Below are 19,817 nucleotides of genomic sequence, written 5' to 3'. Positions count from 1 at the left end.
ATAACAAGCGAATTAGCAATATCCATCGGTATTACATTGCATACCTTCAAATGAATTTGTTTTATCCTTTTCAATTTCTTTATCAATGACCCTTTCTAGTGTTTCTTTACTAGCAAGCCCTTGAATGACTTCATCTCCAATCATGACAGTTGGAACAGCCATAATATTCGCTTCATCATATGCGTGTTGAATTGCTTCTTGATGCTTTTCTTTATATTTACGAGTTACTAAAGCATCTTTAAATTCCCCCTCAGGAAGTCCTACTTCTACCGCTAATTTTGTTAACACATCAATATCTTCAATGTTTTGCTCTTCTTGGAAAAATGCTGTGAATACGCGGTGATGATACTCATTACCTAGTCCACATTCTTTCGCAAATTGACATCCTTCGAAAGCTAAATGTGTATATGGATGCGGTGAAACACGTGGCAAGCGCATATCAATTCCTAACTTCTTCGCTGTCGGAAGAATGAAAGCATCCCATGAACCTAATTTTTCTGGTTCATTCCATGGATCTATTTTTGAATATGGACTTGGACGTAATTCAAATGGCATCCATTCAATCTCTACATCTTTCTCTTTCGCTACCTCATCTAATGGACCTTTTGCTAAAAAACAAAACGGACATATAAAATCTGAGTATACTTTCATTTTTACAGTCATAACTTTTACACCTTACCTTTATTGTTGTAATCAAATCGGTTACATTAATGACAAAAAAATATAAATATGATTTAAGCATTCATTTTTTCTTGCAAAGTTTCAAACAACTGCCCCATTGTAATATTTCTCAAAACTTCTTCCATCGCGGATTGTGCTTGAATTAAAATGATTTCTAACACCGCTTGAATATTCGCCCCAATTGGACAATCTGGATTCGGTTGCTCGTGAATATGAAATAGCTTGTCTTCTTCGACTACGTTCACTGCATGATACACATCTAACAATGTGATTTCATATAAATCCTTTAGTAATCCCGCGCCACCCGGTCCACGATTTACGTAAACAAAGCCAGCTTGTTTCAAGTACGACATGATTTTACGAATGACTACTGGATTTGTATTAACACTCTCAGCCATATAGTCTGAAGTACAATGTGAAGATGGATTGTTTTTCAAAATAGATAAAATATGAACAGCTATGGAAAAGCGGCTACTAATTTTCATCGTAATCACCACCTCGATGTAATCATTATAGTTACAACTAAAAAATAAGTCAATCCTTTTCATAGATTTTTTATAAGTAAATTAAAAAGTGTCCCATTATGATATATGAGACACCTCTTTTTATTCTGCAAATAGCGATTGAAATTCTTCAATAAATAGCTGCACAGCGATTGAAGAATCCTTTAATGAAGGAACAGCTAAAGCAATTTCTCTCCATACTTGTGGTTCCAATTCTCTCGTTTGCACATTTTTTGGTAAATTCGTTAAAGATAATTCAGCTAATATTGCAATGCCCAATCCTTCTTGAATCATATTTAAAGCTGTAGTAACTGTCGAAATTACATATTCGGCCCGAAGTGGTACGTTTGCTTGTTTAAACATATCAATAATGGGTGGTTCGTATCCACCCTTACATAATATGATCGGTTCATTCTCTAAATCACAAATTGTAAGAGCGTCCTTCTTACAGAGAGGATGATCCTCTCTTAAGATAGCAACCATTTTCCCCTTCGTTAATGGAACAATCTCCATATCTTTATTAGGCAAAATAACAATCCCTATATCAATAACCCTCGATACTAACCAATCTTCAACTTCTTTAATCGTCCCTTCACAAAGAACTACTTCTAAGTTCGGATACTTTTCCTTAAAAAGGTTTATCATTTTGGGTAAGAAATGTGCAGAAGCGCTCGGAAAACTCCCAATTCGAATCGTCCCAACTTCGTGTCCTTTCTCCATCGCAACTTCTTGTTCAATCTTCGCTACACCGTTCAAAATCTCTCTAATATGTACAAGAATCCTATTTCCTACATCCGTAACGAGTAGCCCTTTTCGTTTATCACGTATAAGAATCGTAACTCCTAACTCTGACTCAATACTTGAAATCGCATGACTAACAGCTGGCTGCGTCATATTTAACACCCTGGCAGCCTTCGTAAAACTACCTAAATCAACAGTTTTTATTAATACTTGCAGTTGTGTAATGGTCATAACTAATCACTTATACTCCTCATAAAAAAGATTCATTTTATTTATTACAGTCGATATCATATCATAGTGAAATGAATAACAACAAGGAGGTCTTTCAGTGACACAGCTTTCTCGAACTAAGACGGCCATCATCCTTACCTTTCTCGTTTTCATGTGGGGAATCAATTGGCCTTTATCAAAGTTTGCCCTGCATTATACACCACCTGTTTTATTTGCAGGCGTTCGAACTTTAATTGGAGGATTCATTTTACTTCTGTTCGCATTACCGAAATACAAAGAGTTACATTTAAAAGAAACGTGGCATTTATACGTTATTTCTTCCTTACTTAACATCATTATATTTTACGGATTACAAACTGTCGGCCTTCAATATATGCCTGCTGGGTTATTTTCCGCCATTGTATTTCTACAACCAGTTTTACTCGGTATTTTCTCGTGGATATGGCTTGAAGAATCAATGTACGGCTTGAAAATTTTCGGGCTTGTTCTCGGATTTATTGGTGTAGGCGTTATTAGCTCAAGCAGTTTAACAGGACATATTTCTGTTATTGGAATCCTTCTCGCGTTAGGATGCGCTATTGGCTGGGCACTTGGCACAGTATTCATTAAGAAGACTGGTCACCGTGTTAATGCCATTTGGATGGTAACACTTCAGCTTATTATTGGTGGTCTTTGCTTAATTGGATTTGGTTCAGAGTTTGAAAGCTGGTCTAGTATCGCTTGGAGTATGCCATTTGTTAGCGTACTTCTCTTTATTTCATTCTTTGTTATTGCAATGGGGTGGCTTGCATACTTCACACTTGTTGGAGCTGGTGAAGCAAGTAAAGTTGGGGCTTATACATTCCTCATTCCACTAATAGCTATTATTGTAAGTTCAATTTTCTTACATGAGGCTATTACCATTAGCTTATTCATCGGACTATTATTTATTGTTGTGAGTATTTGTTTTGTAAATATAAAACCGAAAACACTTGCTGTAAGGCAGCAAGTTGAATTGAAATAAACGTAAGAAAGAGCCTACTGTTTGTAGGCTCTTTCTTACGTCTTACTTTTTACGACGTACTACAAAAACACACGCACTTACCGACGATACTATGGCAAAAATAGATAAGACAATTGCTATCAATTGCATATTACTAGTACCTTCATTTTTTTCTACACTAGACACTTCACCATGTTCTCCTGTTAATGACGTACCTTTTGCAATTGTAGTAAGTGAATGCGGTTTTTCAGCTTTTTCATCGCCTGTCCATTCAACAATTTCTTCATCTTTATATTGTTGATATGCGTCCCAAGCTATTTTTTGCTCTTTATCCGGATTTTTAGCGACGAAAGTAAATCGCTGGAACTGACCGGGTAAGATCCCTTCTCCTGTTGCTTCCCATACTACAGTTTTAACTTTTCCAGCTGTATCTTTTTGCTCCTCAACTTTCCATCCTGGCACTGGTTCATACTGCTGGAACTCTACTCCAGACGGTATTTTCAGTGTAACTTTTGTTGTTGCTACATTTTTTTCAACTGGTACTTTTATCGTATATGTCTCCCAAGAACCAACGTCAGAAGTTGCTGGTTTTACAGTGACGTGCGCACTAACAGGTAACGAAAACATTCCCATTGCAATAATTGTTGCGATCATTGTTGTTCCTAATTTTTTTATACGTTTCATTTTCTATTAGCTCCTTTTCATACATAGCTTCTTTTTATCTGCCACCGACAATAAATTTAAAATCTGTATCGAGACTATCAAGAGATTTTGTTAATCCATGAACATGTATATTCCAGTTTCCTGTCATATTAATATACATACCTTCTGTTTCATATTCTCCTGGTGAAACTACTGAAACTTTAAATGAACCTTTTCCCATGTTCATATCTAATGATTGAGTCGTCAATATCATTTGTTCCATATCAGTAACAGGCTGTCCCTTTTCGTCCTTTAGTGTAATATGGAATTTATTTTGTCCTACCTTATTCGGACTTACATTTAGTGTAAGTTCATATCCATTATCTAATTGCTTACTCTCTGTAAATGGTCCAGTAGGAGGCATCGGTGGTGTTTGTACGTTTGTCATAAAAGCTACGATTACGAAAATGATAATTCCAATGACAAACTCTACTTTCACCGTAGCTCCTAATCCTTGCTGCGCTCTTATTCTCCCTTTCACATAATGAATAATTCCCAATATCCCCATGAAAATAAATAATAGTATCTTTGCTAATAAAGCCAATCCATACTTCGTATCAAATAACGAGTGGATTGTTGGAATAAAAAATGTACTATTAAAAAGGCCTGTTATTAAAATCACAATGACAGCACCTGTTGCCCACGGTGAAAAACGCTTAATCATATCCCAATACATATGCCACTTATTATCCTCTTTACATAAAAGAAGAATAATAGATGATAAACCACCAACCCATAATGAAGCTGCTAATAAATGTAGAAAATCCATAACGACAGCAATGTCTTTAAACTTTAAACCGTATGCGTGACTATTAAAGGCCTTCATAACAAGTAGCCCTATAAACAATAGTATTGGAATACTGCATACTTTAAACGACGAAAACTTCTCATGCTTCACCGCAAAATACGTAACAATTATAAGCGTACTAATGAGAACCATTTGAGTAATCCATACATAACCAAAAACAGAAAGCTGTAATGTTTCTTTTAATAGTAAAGGATTGAATGCTTCTAGCCATGAAACATCAGCATTTATTTTCGCTTGCAGTGGTAGATTGAATAACAAGCTAATCAATATCCCAAATAAAGAGATCCATATTATGTTCTTACTCCTTGATCGAACCGAGGTTGCATTGCCTTTATACATAATAAGATTAAAGAATAGCACTCCTATAAATAGTGAGAAACTTGTATATAAAATTCCACGTTCCATAATCATATCGATTTGTGGGACGTAGCCCATCTCTTCCACTTGTATATCGTCTGTTTCCGCTTCCGCTAATCCAACCCGGAACGGGATAACTCCTTGAATTGGATGTCCATCAGCTGAAATAGCTTTCCACTGAATAGAGTAAAGACCATTTTTGAGATTGTCTTTTAATCCAGCTTCTAATAGCTTTTTATTTTTTTTATCAATATGAGCATCTTTTAAATCGACCCTTTTACCTGATGTATCTCTCACGTACAATGTATTAAAACTTGAAACTTGTATGTCCTCATCGAATTCGATTTTTACAACAGATGGTGCTTTCTTCAATGTTTCATTTTCAGTAGGGTTTGATTTCACAACGTACGCATGAGCAGATGCACTTTGCGGTATCAATATGATAAGCACACACACAAGTAATAGCCATGTCCCTAATCTTTTCATTACTTTCACACTCATTTCACTTCTTTCTTCCTCATTGCTCTATTTTCATTACTTTAACTTCCGAAGTTTGATTCTCGGGCGAAATATTAACCTGATTAAATATAAACTTCTATAAAGTATAACTCTTATTTCTCTTCCACCTCTAAACTTCTAATATAATAGTAACTATCACGATAGATACAACTTACATTTTTAAAGCCGATTGTTATTATATCATAAAATATATTTATGTAAGTTATCAAAGAAGAAAAGTTATCGTGAATCATTTGTGAAGAAAATGTGAAATACATAAATAAAAAGGTATTACGTTATTACGTAACACCTTTAAAAAAATATCCCTCTTCTATTTCTCTTCCGGATAATCACAATACTCGATAATCGTTCCTTCTGTATCCGCTGGGTTAAGATAAATTAACCTTCTACCGTGCTTATTAATGCGTAGTGTATGCTCTAATGTCCGAATACCTTGTTCTTTTAACTCTTCTAGAGCCACTTCTAAATCATCGACACGATACGCAACGTGATGAACACCTTTACCTTTTTGTTTAATAAAACGGGCAATTGGAGATGTTGTATTATTTGTCGGTGCAAGTAATTCAATTCTATCTCCAGCCACTTCAAGAATGGCTACTTCACTTTCCACACCAGGAGCTTCACTTACGTAACGATCTATTAAAGTTCCTAGTAACACATTTTCATAAAAACGTATCGTACTATCTATATCTCGAACTGCGATTCCGATATGATCAATTGTTTTTTTCATTTTATTTCCCCTACTACTTTATTTTTTCTCATTATTAATAGTAACAAAAAAAGCTATAGAAACAAGTCTATAACTTTTTTTATTTAACCTATTTTCTTATCCGCTCTAGTTGCTGGTTGAACTTGGTTTTTCACTTTTAAAATGCTAATGCCATATCCGATAAATCCACCGATAATCGCTGGGAAGATCCAGCCTAATCCTACTTCCTGCATCGGAAGGAATTTAGTGAACACTTGGCTTACTACTTCAATGTTAACTCCAGCTGCACTTAATCCATCAAATAAGCTGATGATAAATGTTACGATTAAGCTTACTTGATAAACTTCAGCTCTTCCTTTAAATAATGAATGGAAGAATGTTAAGAAAATCAATACGATTGCTAGTGGATAAATTGCTGTTAATACTGGAACAGAAACTGCGATCAATTGTGTTAATCCTACGTTTGCAACAATTGCACTAAATACACATAGCGTAATTGCAATTGCTTTGTAAGGAACATTTGGGAATAACTTATGGAAGAATGAAGAACATGCTGATACAAGTCCCACACTAGTTGTTAAACAAGCTACTGTAATCATTAATCCTAATAATACTCCGCCATATGATCCGAAATAGTAGTTAGAAACTTTCGCTAATACTTCTCCGCCGTTTTCTAAATGTCCAAGCTTTGCAACACTTGAAGCACCCATATAAGAAAGTGCTGTATAGATAATTGCTAAAATAGATGCTGCAATAATTGTCGCTTTTGCACAAACGACCATAATTTGTGTTTTCGTTTTCGCACCTTTTTCTTTAATAGCATTGATAATGATAATCCCGAATACAAATGATGCTAGCGTATCCATCGTTAAGTATCCTTCTTGGAATCCTTTAAAGAATGCATGTGATGTATAAGCTTCCACTGGTGCTTGCATATCTCCAATCGGATGTATAAAAGCAACGATTACTAAAATACCGATGAAAGTCAACTTAATTGGCGTTAAGATTTTTCCAACAATATCGACAATTTTCGCGGGATTTAGCGAAAAAAAACAAGTGATACTAAAGAATATAATTGTGAAAAGAATTAAAGGTGTAGAACCTACTCCTTCTGGCATAAACGGCTTAAGACCAATTTCATAAGAAACATTTCCTGTTCTTGGTATTGCAAATAACGGACCAATCGCTAAGTATAAAACTGTTGTAAACACAATCCCAAACACTGGGTGAGCACGACTAGCTAACGACTGCAAATCATCTTTACCTGAAAAACCAAATGCTAGCACACCTAGTAATGGTAATCCAACACCAGTTACTAAAAATCCAGCGTTAGCAATCCATACATTCTCTCCAGCTGATTGACCAAGCATCGCTGGAAAAATTAAATTTCCCGCTCCAAAAAATAGTGCAAATAACATTAATCCAATAACTACTATGAACGAAAACGGTACTTTATTCGCCATAATATAACCCCCATTCAAGTTTCCTTATCTCATTTTCCAATTTTAACTAATTGAATTTTCTGAATATTTAATTTAAGTATCAACTATTCTTGAATTCATTATAGTTTGCTATATAATATTTTGCAATACTATTTTCGAACTTTTCTTTTATTTTATAAATATACATTTTTTAACATGAAAAATAGACTAAAAAACCAACATGGTCATCCATGTTGGTTTTTCCATTTACTATCATGAATTAAAATTTTGCTGCTACTTTTTTAACGTTTTCTAGACCTTCTTCAACAATTTGTTGTGAACGATCTGGATATTGATTGTGTCCTTCAATTACAACTGTCTCTGGATTTGTAATTCCCCAGAATCCAAGTACAGTTGTTACGTAATTAACTGCCATTTCCATAGGAGCCATTTGTTCTGAAGAGTAATCTGAACCACGAGCACCTAACACAACTACTTTCTTACCACCAACTAAACCTTCTGGGCCATTTGCTGTATATTTAAACGTTTTTCCAGCTTGAGACAAGTATGAAATATATGTGATTAATGGTGCTGGTACTGTAAAGTTCCATAATGGGAATGCAAATACAACCTTATCAGCTTCTAAAAACTGATTTAAATATTGATCTACTGTAGCAACTGCCTTCTCTTCTTCAGCTGTTAACTCCATGCCTTGGCTACGTTTATATCCACCTGAAATCGCGATATTTCCGTAATAAGGAAGATCTAATGCAAATAAATCTAATTCCGTAATTTCTGTATTTGGATTTGCTTCTTTATAAGTACTTACAAATGTTTCATACATTTTTGAACTAACTGCTTGCTCCGCTGGACGATCGTTTGCTTTTACAAATAATACTTTTGACATTTTTTTATTCCCCTCTACATTCTTATTTTCTTCTTTTTTACCAAATAATGAGCTAAATAGTCCCATTTTCTTCACCTAATCTTTCTTTTCATATTCATTATTCATCATCATAAAAATTCTTATTCTAAGAAAAAGTTCCAATAGATACCTTAAGTTACGCCATTGCAACTTTTTGTTATTTAATTACCTTATATAAGTGATTGTAATATAGTAACTTACTTTAGTCAAGTAGCTTTCAATAAAAAATATTATCTCAATTTAAAAATATTAACTAAAATACAATTGAACACCAAATACATCTTTATTACTTGTATAATAAACTTAGAGAGGAAAATTCATATATAGAAAGGATTTATTCATGAGCACTATAGAAAAGATTCAAGCTTTTATTATTCTTTTTGCTGTTACATGCGGCATCGTACTCGGACAATTTAATATGATACATACGTATTCAGACAAATTTATTGTCCCCTTCTTATTTTTCATGCTATATGGATTATTCCTCAGCATCCCATTAAAAGAAATAAAAAAAGGATTTCGCAATTTAAAATTTGCTGGAACAAGTCTTACTATTAACTTCTTATGGACACCTTTACTCGCTTGGGGGTTAGGGGCACTATTTCTTTCCGATCATCCAGCACTTTGGGTTGGATTTATAATGTTAATGGTTACTCCATGTACAGATTGGTACTTAATCTTTACTGAAATAGCGAAAGGTAATGTAGCACTTTCTACTGCAATTTTACCTGTAAATTTAATTTTGCAAGTTCTACTCCTTCCCATTTATTTATTTTTATTTGCTGGTGTCATGAAAACTGTAGCGGTTTCTGTTTTAGTAGAAAGTATTGTTATCGTAATCGTCTTACCATTTATACTTGCACACGCTACAAAATTCATTATGAATAAAATAAAAAAAACTGAAACTCTCGAGAATAAACTCATTCCGTTTTTTAGCTCTGCTCAAATTGTATTTTTAAGTTTAGCAATAGTAGCGATGTTTGCATCACAAGGTAAATATTTACTACAAAATATGAATGTTGTTTTATTATTACTCGTCCCTGTTCTATTGTTCTTCATCATTAATTTTTTACTAGGACAATTTATCGGGCGCATGATGCATTTATCTTACAAAGATACAGTAAGTCTAAGCTTAACAACGTTAGCAAGAAACTCACCTGTTGCACTCGCTATCGCTGTGACCGCTTTTCCAGATGAGCCTCTTATCGCACTTGCACTCGTTATTGGACCATTGATTGAGTTACCAGTACTAGCTTGTGTGTCACAAGTTTTGTTGCTTATTAAGAAAAAACGGCAATACGCATAATAAAAAACGTCCCATTTTGGGACGTTTTTTATTATGGAAAGATTACATACAACACTTATTTCTTATTTATCATTACAAATGAAATTACCGAAACTACAAACATAATACTACCAATTATAAATCGATGGGCTCTAAAAATTTTATATGTTATAGAGAATTAACCTTTCGTTACATTAACAGATCCTTTCTAATTAAAAATGATAGGAAACGTAAATATAACGAAAGCTGCCCAAAGTCCGTAGATTGGCAAATACTTCGTAATGGCATCTTGGATAGCTGTCGGTCCTGATTTGTTTTGCAAGAAACGCATATAGGAAAACATAATCCAAATTAGATTTGCCCAGATCAGTATGTTTACACCTAAAACAGCTAGTCTATTAGGTGTAATCCCGTAAGAAGAAAGTCTGAATACTATGGCTGACAATGCGACAGTGTCAATAATAAGCGCCAGAACAATTAAGGAAAAATTTATATAATCTGAAATGTTCTTTTTCTCGTCCGAGTCACTCTCAACGATAGAAAATATAGTAACAGCCAATACACCAAGCAGTATTCCGTTGAATGCCATTAGGAAATTACGATCCAAGAACGGGTTTTTCCCGACCAAAATTATCGTTATAAGATAAATAAACAATGTGACCAGGACAAGCGGACTAAAGATTTTAGATATGTATGGTGTAATATTTTTAGCAAGCTTAAGATTCATTGATACTAAGTATGCAGCCACAATAGCGAGAGCCGCTGCTCCAAATAAAACAACATTACTAAAATAGAATTCTCCTATATCTAAGTCAACAAAGCTAAACAAACGCATGGTGAATATTGCTAGTATCATTCCGCTCACTGCCATGCTCCCGTAGAGAAGACAATATTCTAAATTAAATTTAATATAGGCTAATCTTGTACCGCCTTTTGAATATTCATTTCCTGTAAACGCAAGCCCTACTAAGACCCATAAAAATATAGGAAGATGTAAATAAGCAAGTATGGTACTGTCTTTATAATTTATTGGCAACGTATTAAGATACACCCCGGAAACTAGGAATAACGCTATAAGGGAATAAATAATACTTTTTTTCGGCTTATTATTGTAAACAAAATAAGCAGCAATAAAGGGAATTACACCAAAAGCCAAGTTTATTGGAGCAATTGCTTCCTGCTCAACAAAGTGGAAAATGATCCTGGTGCTTATGCCGGCCAGAATAGCTAAAAGGCCCATGAATAAGAAACCTTTTTGAAACAAAGATGTTTTTTCTTTATTTACTTTCTCCTTGAAATGCAACCTTTCATACCAAGCAGCTAGAATTTGAGAATCAGGGTTTTGGTCCCATGCTTGTGAGAATGCTTTTTTAAAAGCTTTCGGATCTTTTCTATACATCTTCTCCAACTCATGGGGGTTATCCATATGTTTAACAATCAAATTGTTACTGTTCATAATTATACCTCCTCTAATTAAAAAAATAAGATTGTTACCTTTTAACAAAAGTACTTCACTCATTTATTATGATTTTAATACAAAATTTATCGTTTTACAATAAAAAATTATTATTTAAAGGATTTTTTTTATTGTTAAATTTTATATAAAAGAAAAAACAAAAGAGCATGACAGTTTTATGTCATGCTCTTTTAACAAATTAATTCTCAAATACAAAATTAATCTTATTATCTTTCCACTCTAATTTCGCATCAAACGTTTTCTCGCCCTTTTTAAAGCCTTTAATTAAATCAGTCTTTTCACCTTTTAAGAGCTTTGTCATATTCTTTTGCGAAATTGTTTTACTTAATATCTTCTTTGAAATGGTGAAATCACATTGCGTTGTATTATAGTTAGAACAACCGTAAAACGTTGACTTATCAATTACATCGCCATCACATTTTTTACAGCTACCAACCTTTTTACCCGTTGTAAATTTCGATCCTTTTCGTTCAATCGATTCAACATGTAGTCCCGTGAAATCCCACTTCTCAGACATTTCCACTGCGTCTTCAATAATTTTAGCTGATAGCTTTTTCGTCTGTTCCATAAATGTAGCTGGTGAAGCTGTACCTTCACCAATTTCCGCAAGACGTTGTTCCCATTTCGCAGTCATTTCCGGTGAAGCTAGTATTTTGTCACCAATTGCGGTAATTAATACTTTTCCTTTATCAGTCGCATACACTTGGTTTTTCTTTACATCTATATATTTACGGTCTTTCAGCATCGTAATAATACCCGCGCGGGTCGCTTCCGTACCTAAACCTTCTGTTTTCTTCAATACCTTCTCTAGCTCTTCATTCTCTAAATACTTACCGGCTGTTTTCATTAACGTAATAAGTTGTCCTTCTGTATAACGCTTCGGTGGCTGTGTTTTTCCTTCTTTCACTTTCACCTTTACAACTTTTCCTTCTTCACCTTCAGCTACAATTGGAAGAATGGTTTCGTCATCTTTATCGTCTTGGAAAATAACTTTACGCCAACCTTCTTGAATTTGCTGTTTTCCTTTTGAAATGAATTCAGCACGTTCATCTACAAGCGTTACAATCGTTGTATAGTCAAAGATTGCAACTTCATAATGAGCTGCAATAAGCCTTCTTACGATCATATCGTATATTTTCTTTTCATCACCTGATAGTCTGCTTGGGTTTGTAACTTGCTCTGTCGGAATAATTGCGTAGTGATCTGTTACTTTCTTTTCATTCACATAACGCTTATTGTTCATAATGGATTCAATTGGCGCCGGTAATAAGCCTTTATATTCATCAAATTGACTTAACTTCTGTAAAATATCAGGGAACGTCGCTGCTTCTCCTTGTGTAACATAGTTAGAATCTGAACGTGGATAAGAAACAATCCCTTTTTGATAGAGTGCTTGCGTTATATCAAGCGTCTTTTTCGGTGAAAACTTAAAGGCTTTATTTGCCGTTGCTTGCAGTGATGATAAGTTGAATAAAAGCGGCGGCTGAAACTCTTTACGCTCCGTTTTCATTTCCTTCACAACAGCCGGTTTCCCTTGGCAAAATGCCGCAATTTTATTCGCCATATCAGGGTCTTTTAAGCGGGATTCATTATCCTTCTCCCATTTCCCGTCATATTTCTTTCCTTCTATATTAAAGGTTGCAAACACTTCCCAGAAAGGCTCTGACTTAAAGTTTTCAATTTCTTTCTCACGCTTTACAATCAATGCTAACGTTGGTGTTTGGACACGACCAGCAGAAAATACATCATTCATTCCTTTTTTCTTTAGCAAAATACTAAACACACGTGATGCATTCATACCAACAACCCAGTCAGCACAAGATCTTGTGTATGCTTCGTAATACGTATTAATTGTATCTGATTCATCAAGTAAATTTTTAAACCCTTGATAAATAGCTTGCTTCGTTAAAGACGAAATCCATAGACGCTTCATCGGCTTTTGCACATTACAAAGATTAATAATATTTCGTACGATTAGTTCCCCTTCACGCCCAGCATCGCCTGCGTGAATAATTTCTGTTACCTGTGGATTATGTAACAGCTGTTTCACAACGTTAAATTGCTTATACTTTGACTTTGTTACTTCAAATTGAAAACGCTCTGGAATCATCGGTAATGTATTAAGTGACCATTTTTTCCACTCTGCGTGATAATGCTCTGGATTACATAACTGCGTCAAATGACCAATTGCCCATGTACAGTACGCTCCATTTGGAAATAACTCATTTGCTTCTACTTCTAAATATCCATCTTTCCGGCGATATTTAAACTGTGAAACAAGAGCCAACCCTTGATCTGGTTTCTCGGCAATAATTAATTTCATTTTATAACTCCCTATCTGTATTCCAGTGTTACTTTCATTGTCTATATGTTTAGAAGCGATGATAAAACAACAATCTTATTTATCATTCGCGGTTTGTCTCGCAAATGTGAGACCTATAATATTATACGCTTATTCTTTATGGCTTCACAATAGAAACTCATAATATAACAATTTCTTTCACATGCTTACAATTAAAAAAGACGCCCTAAAAAATCAAGCGTTCCTTTGCTTACATCTATGAAATTGTGCAGATAATATGCAGATATAAATTATCATAAGTACACATATGATGAAATGAACGATAGGACAAGGAGGTATCATAATGTTTGCTTATACGTTAACTACCTTAACACTTTGCTGTACCTCAATTCTTATTGTATCCAATATTTCTAAACGTAAGGGTACCCTAATGGAGTATATGGTATTTATTATGTCTTTTAGTATGAGTATCGGTTTAAGTATTGGTTTTTATTTAGGCATTCTCTTTAAGGGGGAATTACTATATTCTACTTTACTTGCTATTTTAATTAGTGGTTTTATCGGTTTTTTAGTGGGTCTACGTTTTCACCTATATACTGCTTTAGAAGGAATGTTCTCTGGATTAATGGCAAGTATGATGGGAGCAATGATTACAGAAATGTTAAACGCTCAACAAGCTCATAGTATATTGTTCATTAGCCTTTTACTTACTATAACGATTACTATGTCCTGTGTGATTCAATTGTTATCGGAGAACTTTTCTACTTTTATCCAACGTCGTTTTTTGTTATTCCTTTCAATTAGTGTAGTAATTATCGTTGCCGTATTCGCGACATTCCCAGATCATACTCCTGCACCTTCACCTTCACCTGGGCATAATCAACATATACATTAGTACTTGCAACAAAAATGAATAAGCAGCTATCCATAGGATAACTGCTTCCTATTATTCTGGCTTATTAGGAATGTTTTGGTTTGGAACATAGTCAGATTTATAATCTGTATAGTTCACTTCCGTTACCATCCCTGCTGAAGCATGATGTAGGTCGTGACAGTGGAACATCCACTCACCGGGATTGTCTGCTACAAAGGCTACTTCATATTCTTCTCCTGGTTTTAAGTTCAATGTATCTTTTACAATTGGAGAACCTTCTACCGGTTTTCCATCTTTACTCAACACCTGGAAGAAGTGACCATGTAAATGCATTGGGTGATCATCCATTTTAGAACGATTTACCAATTTCACTTTTACTAAATCACCCTTTTTCACTTGAATTGGGTCAATATCCGGAAATACCTTTCCGTTAATTGTATATACCATTTCATTTTCATTCATTTGCGTATTTAAGTCCATATTATATGTGGCAGTATACTCTTGATTTAACGTGAAACTACCTAATTTTTTAGCACCATATTTCGTCATATCGAATTTCGCTAATTTTCCCTTTTCATCTGTTTTATCTTTCATCTCTTTGCTGCCATCATACTCAATAACAGCTTTCATTCCTTTTGCACCTTTATTTTTTGAATGGTCCTCAACATACCACTTCCCAGGATTATTAGCAGTAAATTCAATATCATAACGTTCACCCGGTGCGATTGAAATTACTTTATCCTTTATAACTTTTGGATTGTTTATTGGTTGACCATCTGTCGCAATTACTTTTATATCATGACCGTGAACATGTATATCATGTGATAGATAACCAGCATTAACAAGTCGAAGACGAACTTTATCTCCCTTATTCACTTTCAATGGCACTACTAAATCACCGCTTTTTCCATTGATTGTGAATAAATCATACATACTCATATCATGACCTTCCATCTTCATATTTCCATGGTCCATTCCTGCCATATTGCCAGAGTCTTTTTGATCACTGCCCATGTCCATACCAGAATGATCCATGCCGTTCTTATCATCATTCTTTTTCGTATTTTCATCACCTTTAGATTTATTACCTATTTGCCCTTTTGTCATTTCTTTTAACTGCTTTTTAATTTCTTCTTTATCTGTAACCCATTCATCCAACAGTAATGTGTAATCTTTATCATATTTTTCCTTTGTATCCTCTACAATGAGCGCTCCATACAAACCTCTATCTAATTGATTTACAGAATCTTGATGCGAGTGATACCAGTACGTTCCTGGTACGTTCGCTTCAAATTCGTAAGTGAAACTTTTTCCTGGTTCAACTGCATCTTGTGTCACGCCCGGAATTCCATCCATGTTATTTGGGACAGGATATCCATGCCAATGAATAGATACTGGTGCAGATAATTCATTTTTTAATGTCACTTTCACCTTTTCACCTTTTTTCACCCGAATTTCTGGACCAGGAGATGAGCCATTAAATGTCCAGACTGGAACAATAACACCGTTACTTAATTTTTGCTTTTCTTCTTTCGCTATTAAAGTAACTTCTGGCCCTTTTTCAACCTTCAATGGTGTTGTAGCTGTTTCAGTCTGTAGTGTTTTGTTATCATTCATATTTTTATGATCATTTGTTGTATTTGTCGTCACAGAACAGGCAGCAATTAAAAATATTACAGAGACAGTAACGGCTGCTAATACAACTCGCTTCATGGACAATCCCTCCTTATTCTTTTTCAAAATCATTATAGAAGTTGATTTTCAAGAAAATAAGGAGATGTAATTAGATCTTACGTAAGCTAATTGGAAAATTACTAAAAGCAGAGACATTATAAGAGACGAATATTTTAGTAATACAAAATGCTTTCCTTGTAGCGACTACATTAGCCGTTCTCGTATTTGTTTTGACGTTATTTCTTAAGAAACAATAACACTGCTATTATTAAATAAGAAAAATGTAGCTAAAATGCTCTTCACAAAAGAACTTAGATTTTTGTATAATAAGAACTAATGTTCCTCACAGACAATGGACTCAAATTACACAAATATATCAAATAGAAGAGGATTGATATACGATGAAAATTGATAGACCAAAAATTTCACCAGAGTTATCTTCAAAGAATTTTCAAGATATTTTTTATGAAGAAGATCCAACATTGGAAGTGTGTGAAATTATAGACTCCACTTTCGAAAATGAATCTGTAGATAGAGTGCGGTTATATGATGCGGTGATAAAAAACTGTAAGTTTACTAATACAGACTTTAGCAATATTGATATTACAGATGTTTGTTTTGAAAACTGTGATTTATCAAATGTTAATTTAAGCAATTCTTCTGTTCACAGAGTCGAATTTAAAAACAGTAAATTAATCGGAGTAAATTTCACAGAATCTAGCTTAGGAAATGTTAAATTTGAGAATTCAATTTTGAATTTAGCGGCATTTGGAAATTCTAAACTAGAAAAAATCATCTTCAATGAAACTTCATTAAATAATGCAGATTTTTTTGACTGTAAACTTAAAAAAGTTGAATTCCAATTATGTAGTCTTGATGAAGCTAATTTTGATCAGACATCACTGAAGGGGATAGATATTAGTTCTTCTACCTTTGATACACTTACAGTTTCAGTGAGCGATTTAAGAGGATGTAAAGTATCGACATATCAAGCTGTTCAGTTTGCTACTTTATTAGGATTAATAATTAAAGATTAGTATTTCGAAGAAAAGAACCCTATCCCGAATCATGGATTTTTTAATTGTCCACGATTCGAGATAAAGTTCAAATAAATTAGTGATGACTCTTTTATTATTTAGCTACAGCTTGGTTTCCTTTTACATGTTCATTATTTACACTCATAAATTCTTCAATTTCTTCAACTTCCCTAATGATATCTTTTGACAAGTTTTCATACCCGTCTTTCGTTACAAGAATGTCATCTTCAATACGAATTCCAATTGATTCTCCTTCAATATAAAGACCAGGTTCAATTGTTATAACCATACCTTCTTCTAACACTCTATCTTTATATGTTCCTACATCATGTGTATCTAAACCAAGGAAATGGCTGACACCATGATAATAGTATTTTGATAACTCTTCATCTTCTTGAATTAAACCAATTGCTTTACACTCTTCTGCCAGTACCTTTTTTGTATGCTCATTTAATGCAGCGAACTTTAATCCTGGCTTAATAATCTCTGTTGTTTCTTTTAATGCTTTTAATACAATATTATAAATTTGTTTTTGGCGACTAGAGAATGTTCCATTTGCCGGGAATGTATAACTAATATCAGCGTTATAGTAGTCTTTTTGAGCACCTAAATCTAGTAATACTAAGTCACCATTTTGAATTTGTGCATCATTATCTTCATAATGAAGAACTGTAGCATTTTTCCCACTCGCCAAAATTGTATTGAACGCATGGTACTTAATGCCAGATGACTTCAGTGTAAAATCAAATTGTGCTTCTAATTCATACTCCATCATGCCTGCTTTTGCATGCTTAAGTACGTTGTAAATACCGTCTTTCGTTATAGCAATCGCTTCTTTAATAATTTCAATTTCTTCCTCTGTTTTAAATACTCGTAATTCACAAATGTTCGGATATACATTACCAATTGTTACGTGTGGGTATTTTTCTCTTACATGTTTAGCAAATGCTAATGTTTTTGTCTCCGTACCATTCCAATCACGACGTTCTATATCTAAATATAGATGCTTCGCATTTTCTGTAAAAAGTATATTTGACATTGTCTTTTCAAAGCTATCTAAATATATAACTTTCTTTATACCTGAAATTTTCTCTGCTTCTTCGTTAGAAACTGTTTTACCGACCCATTTTTCCATTACTGGATCTGCCTTTTCAATGAAAAGTGTTTCTTCAACACTACTTCCAACCTTTTTCAGCATAAAAATAACATTTGGTTCATCGATTCCCGTTAAGTAGTAAAAATTACGATTCGGTACAAATTTATAATGTGCATCAGCTGACATATGCGGTGCTTGTCCCGCAAATAAAATCGTAATAGATCCCTCTGGTAATGTGTTTGCTAATCGTTCTCTATTTTGAGCAAAAAATGTTGATTTCATGATAATCCCCCTAGCGTTCTATGTATGATTAAAAAACTAATGATCTAATCAATTCATTTTATTATTGTTACAATTTTTCGTCAATTAATAGTACTCATAGAAAAAGGAAAATCCCCCCTTACTAGTGCCCATCTAATCTACATTATGCATACCACTCCACAATTTCTTGACATTTATTCCATATACTTAAAATCTCATATATAGGAAAGGAGCCACAACTTTGAAACATTATGTAGCAACAGGGTTAGCAATTACTTCCTTATTCATAATTACTGGATGTTCTAGCAACACCGAAACAGCACCCGTGAAGAAAGAAACGGTGCAATCTGAGTCAAAAAATATAGAAACAGCAAATACGAGTCCGCAAGACTTCTATAAAGAAATTACATCTGGAAAAATCGAGCACATTCACGGAATTGGCTATGCAGGAAATATATCTGGGGTTTCTATCGCCACTCATAGCGGGATAAAAGTTTATCAAGATGGAAAATGGCTTGAAACTAAGACTGGATTACATGATTATATGGGGTTTCAGGCAACGAAGAACGGGTTCTTTGCCAGCGGTCATCCTGAACCAGGAGCAGATTTAAAAAATCCTTTAGGATTAATGAAAAGTTCTGATGGCGGTAATACACTTGAAAAGCTAGCGTTTTACGGAGAATCTGATTTTCATAACCTTGCTGTCGGATATAATACAGAAGCAATTTATTTATACAATGAGCGTCCAAATTCTAAATTACAACAAGGTTTTTATTTCAGTACGAACAACGGACAAGATTGGGAAAATAGTAAGTTAAAAGGTCTTTCAAGTACGATTCATTCCTTTTCCGTACATCCGAATCAATCTAGTGTAGTCGCAGTAAGTGCCAAAGACGGTGTTTACTTATCTACAGATTACGGAAATACGTTTGAAATATTCGCTAAATCACTTGAATCGACCGCAATTACATTAAGTAATGAAGATGTTATTTACGCGCCTATCAATAAGCAAATCGTAACGAAGAAATCAATTGCTACAAATGAGGAGACAAACATACAAATTCCACCTTTAGATCCTAAAGATACAATTATGTATATATCACAAAACCCTCAAAATTCAGCTGAAATTGTATTTGCTACAATGAAAGCAAATGTGTTCCTTTCTACGGATGAGGGTAAAACATGGAAGCAGCTTACTAAAGAAGGAACATTCCAAATTAATTAGAAGGGTG

17 protein-coding genes are annotated in these 19,817 nt (G+C 34.1%); 5 read left to right on the top strand and 12 right to left on the bottom strand.

From position 1 onward, the window contains the following. Positions 1 to 12 precede the first annotated feature (12 nt). From AC22L0_RS05650 to AC22L0_RS05640, 3 genes are all read right to left on the bottom strand, one after another. The gene (locus tag AC22L0_RS05650; RefSeq protein WP_087968037.1) at positions 13 to 663 is read right to left on the bottom strand and encodes a DsbA family oxidoreductase; all 651 of its coding nucleotides are present in this window, start codon (positions 661 to 663) and stop codon (positions 13 to 15) included. A gap of 71 nt (positions 664 to 734) precedes the next feature. Beyond that, entirely contained in the window at positions 735 to 1,166 is a 432-nt protein-coding gene (locus tag AC22L0_RS05645) for an Rrf2 family transcriptional regulator (RefSeq protein WP_000704064.1), read from the bottom strand. A gap of 120 nt (positions 1,167 to 1,286) precedes the next feature. Continuing rightward, positions 1,287 to 2,156: a LysR family transcriptional regulator gene (locus AC22L0_RS05640; RefSeq protein WP_000156749.1), complete on the bottom strand. Its 870-nt coding sequence runs from the start codon at positions 2,154 to 2,156 to the stop codon at positions 1,287 to 1,289. 97 nt (positions 2,157 to 2,253) lie between these two features. On the opposite strand from AC22L0_RS05640, the gene AC22L0_RS05635 reads away from it, so the two are divergent. Continuing rightward, a complete protein-coding gene (locus tag AC22L0_RS05635; protein WP_000192814.1) occupies positions 2,254 to 3,159 on the top strand; it encodes a DMT family transporter in 906 nt (301 codons plus the stop codon). Between the two features lie 42 nt (positions 3,160 to 3,201). Here the strand turns inward: AC22L0_RS05635 and AC22L0_RS05630 are convergent, their stop codons facing one another. From AC22L0_RS05630 to AC22L0_RS05610, 5 genes are all read right to left on the bottom strand, one after another. After that, entirely contained in the window at positions 3,202 to 3,822 is a 621-nt protein-coding gene (locus AC22L0_RS05630) for a YcnI family copper-binding membrane protein (RefSeq protein ID WP_000821400.1), read from the bottom strand. 34 nt (positions 3,823 to 3,856) lie between these two features. Beyond that, a complete protein-coding gene (locus AC22L0_RS05625) occupies positions 3,857 to 5,506 on the bottom strand; it encodes a copper resistance CopC/CopD family protein (RefSeq protein WP_139894407.1) in 1,650 nt (549 codons plus the stop codon). Between the two features lie 328 nt (positions 5,507 to 5,834). Further along, positions 5,835 to 6,254, bottom strand: coding sequence for a VOC family protein (locus AC22L0_RS05620; RefSeq protein ID WP_087968039.1), 420 nt, complete (start codon positions 6,252 to 6,254; stop codon positions 5,835 to 5,837). Positions 6,255 to 6,337: 83 nt separating this feature from the next. After that, positions 6,338 to 7,696, bottom strand: a complete 1,359-nt coding sequence (gene brnQ / locus AC22L0_RS05615) for a branched-chain amino acid transport system II carrier protein (protein ID WP_001284783.1) — start codon at positions 7,694 to 7,696, stop codon at positions 6,338 to 6,340. Between the two features lie 238 nt (positions 7,697 to 7,934). Next, positions 7,935 to 8,627: an FMN-dependent NADH-azoreductase gene (locus AC22L0_RS05610; protein ID WP_000522502.1), complete on the bottom strand. Its 693-nt coding sequence runs from the start codon at positions 8,625 to 8,627 to the stop codon at positions 7,935 to 7,937. Positions 8,628 to 8,919: 292 nt separating this feature from the next. On the opposite strand from AC22L0_RS05610, the gene AC22L0_RS05605 reads away from it, so the two are divergent. Continuing rightward, positions 8,920 to 9,885, top strand: coding sequence for an arsenic resistance protein (locus AC22L0_RS05605; protein WP_087968041.1), 966 nt, complete (start codon positions 8,920 to 8,922; stop codon positions 9,883 to 9,885). Between the two features lie 187 nt (positions 9,886 to 10,072). Here the strand turns inward: AC22L0_RS05605 and AC22L0_RS05600 are convergent, their stop codons facing one another. Next, the gene (locus AC22L0_RS05600; protein ID WP_001087654.1) at positions 10,073 to 11,320 is read right to left on the bottom strand and encodes a DUF4153 domain-containing protein; all 1,248 of its coding nucleotides are present in this window, start codon (positions 11,318 to 11,320) and stop codon (positions 10,073 to 10,075) included. 199 nt (positions 11,321 to 11,519) lie between these two features. Further along, complete coding sequence (gene topB / locus AC22L0_RS05595) at positions 11,520 to 13,664, bottom strand: DNA topoisomerase III (RefSeq protein WP_000766766.1); 2,145 nt, start codon at positions 13,662 to 13,664, stop codon at positions 11,520 to 11,522. A 322-nt stretch (positions 13,665 to 13,986) separates the two neighbouring features. Here topB and AC22L0_RS05590 point away from each other — a divergent pair, with 322 nt between their 5' ends. Beyond that, positions 13,987 to 14,538, top strand: a complete 552-nt coding sequence (locus AC22L0_RS05590) for a hypothetical protein (protein ID WP_087968045.1) — start codon at positions 13,987 to 13,989, stop codon at positions 14,536 to 14,538. Positions 14,539 to 14,589: 51 nt separating this feature from the next. Here the strand turns inward: AC22L0_RS05590 and AC22L0_RS05585 are convergent, their stop codons facing one another. After that, a complete protein-coding gene (locus tag AC22L0_RS05585; protein ID WP_087968047.1) occupies positions 14,590 to 16,230 on the bottom strand; it encodes a multicopper oxidase family protein in 1,641 nt (546 codons plus the stop codon). Positions 16,231 to 16,592: 362 nt separating this feature from the next. Between AC22L0_RS05585 and AC22L0_RS05580 the strand changes: the two genes are divergently transcribed. Beyond that, on the top strand, positions 16,593 to 17,228 hold the full coding sequence (locus AC22L0_RS05580; protein WP_000687271.1) for a pentapeptide repeat-containing protein: 636 nt from the start codon (positions 16,593 to 16,595) through the stop codon (positions 17,226 to 17,228). A gap of 94 nt (positions 17,229 to 17,322) precedes the next feature. Here AC22L0_RS05580 and AC22L0_RS05575 read toward each other — a convergent pair whose 3' ends face one another. Then, on the bottom strand, positions 17,323 to 18,606 hold the full coding sequence (locus AC22L0_RS05575; RefSeq protein WP_087968050.1) for an aminopeptidase P family protein: 1,284 nt from the start codon (positions 18,604 to 18,606) through the stop codon (positions 17,323 to 17,325). 220 nt (positions 18,607 to 18,826) lie between these two features. On the opposite strand from AC22L0_RS05575, the gene AC22L0_RS05570 reads away from it, so the two are divergent. After that, positions 18,827 to 19,810: a F510_1955 family glycosylhydrolase gene (locus AC22L0_RS05570; RefSeq protein ID WP_061654543.1), complete on the top strand. Its 984-nt coding sequence runs from the start codon at positions 18,827 to 18,829 to the stop codon at positions 19,808 to 19,810. The last annotated feature ends 7 nt before the right edge of the window (positions 19,811 to 19,817 follow it).

This window comes from Bacillus sp. LQ01 (assembly GCF_057624735.1).
Note: the sequence above shows the minus strand (reverse complement) of the source record. Positions and strands in the feature narration are given on the sequence as shown.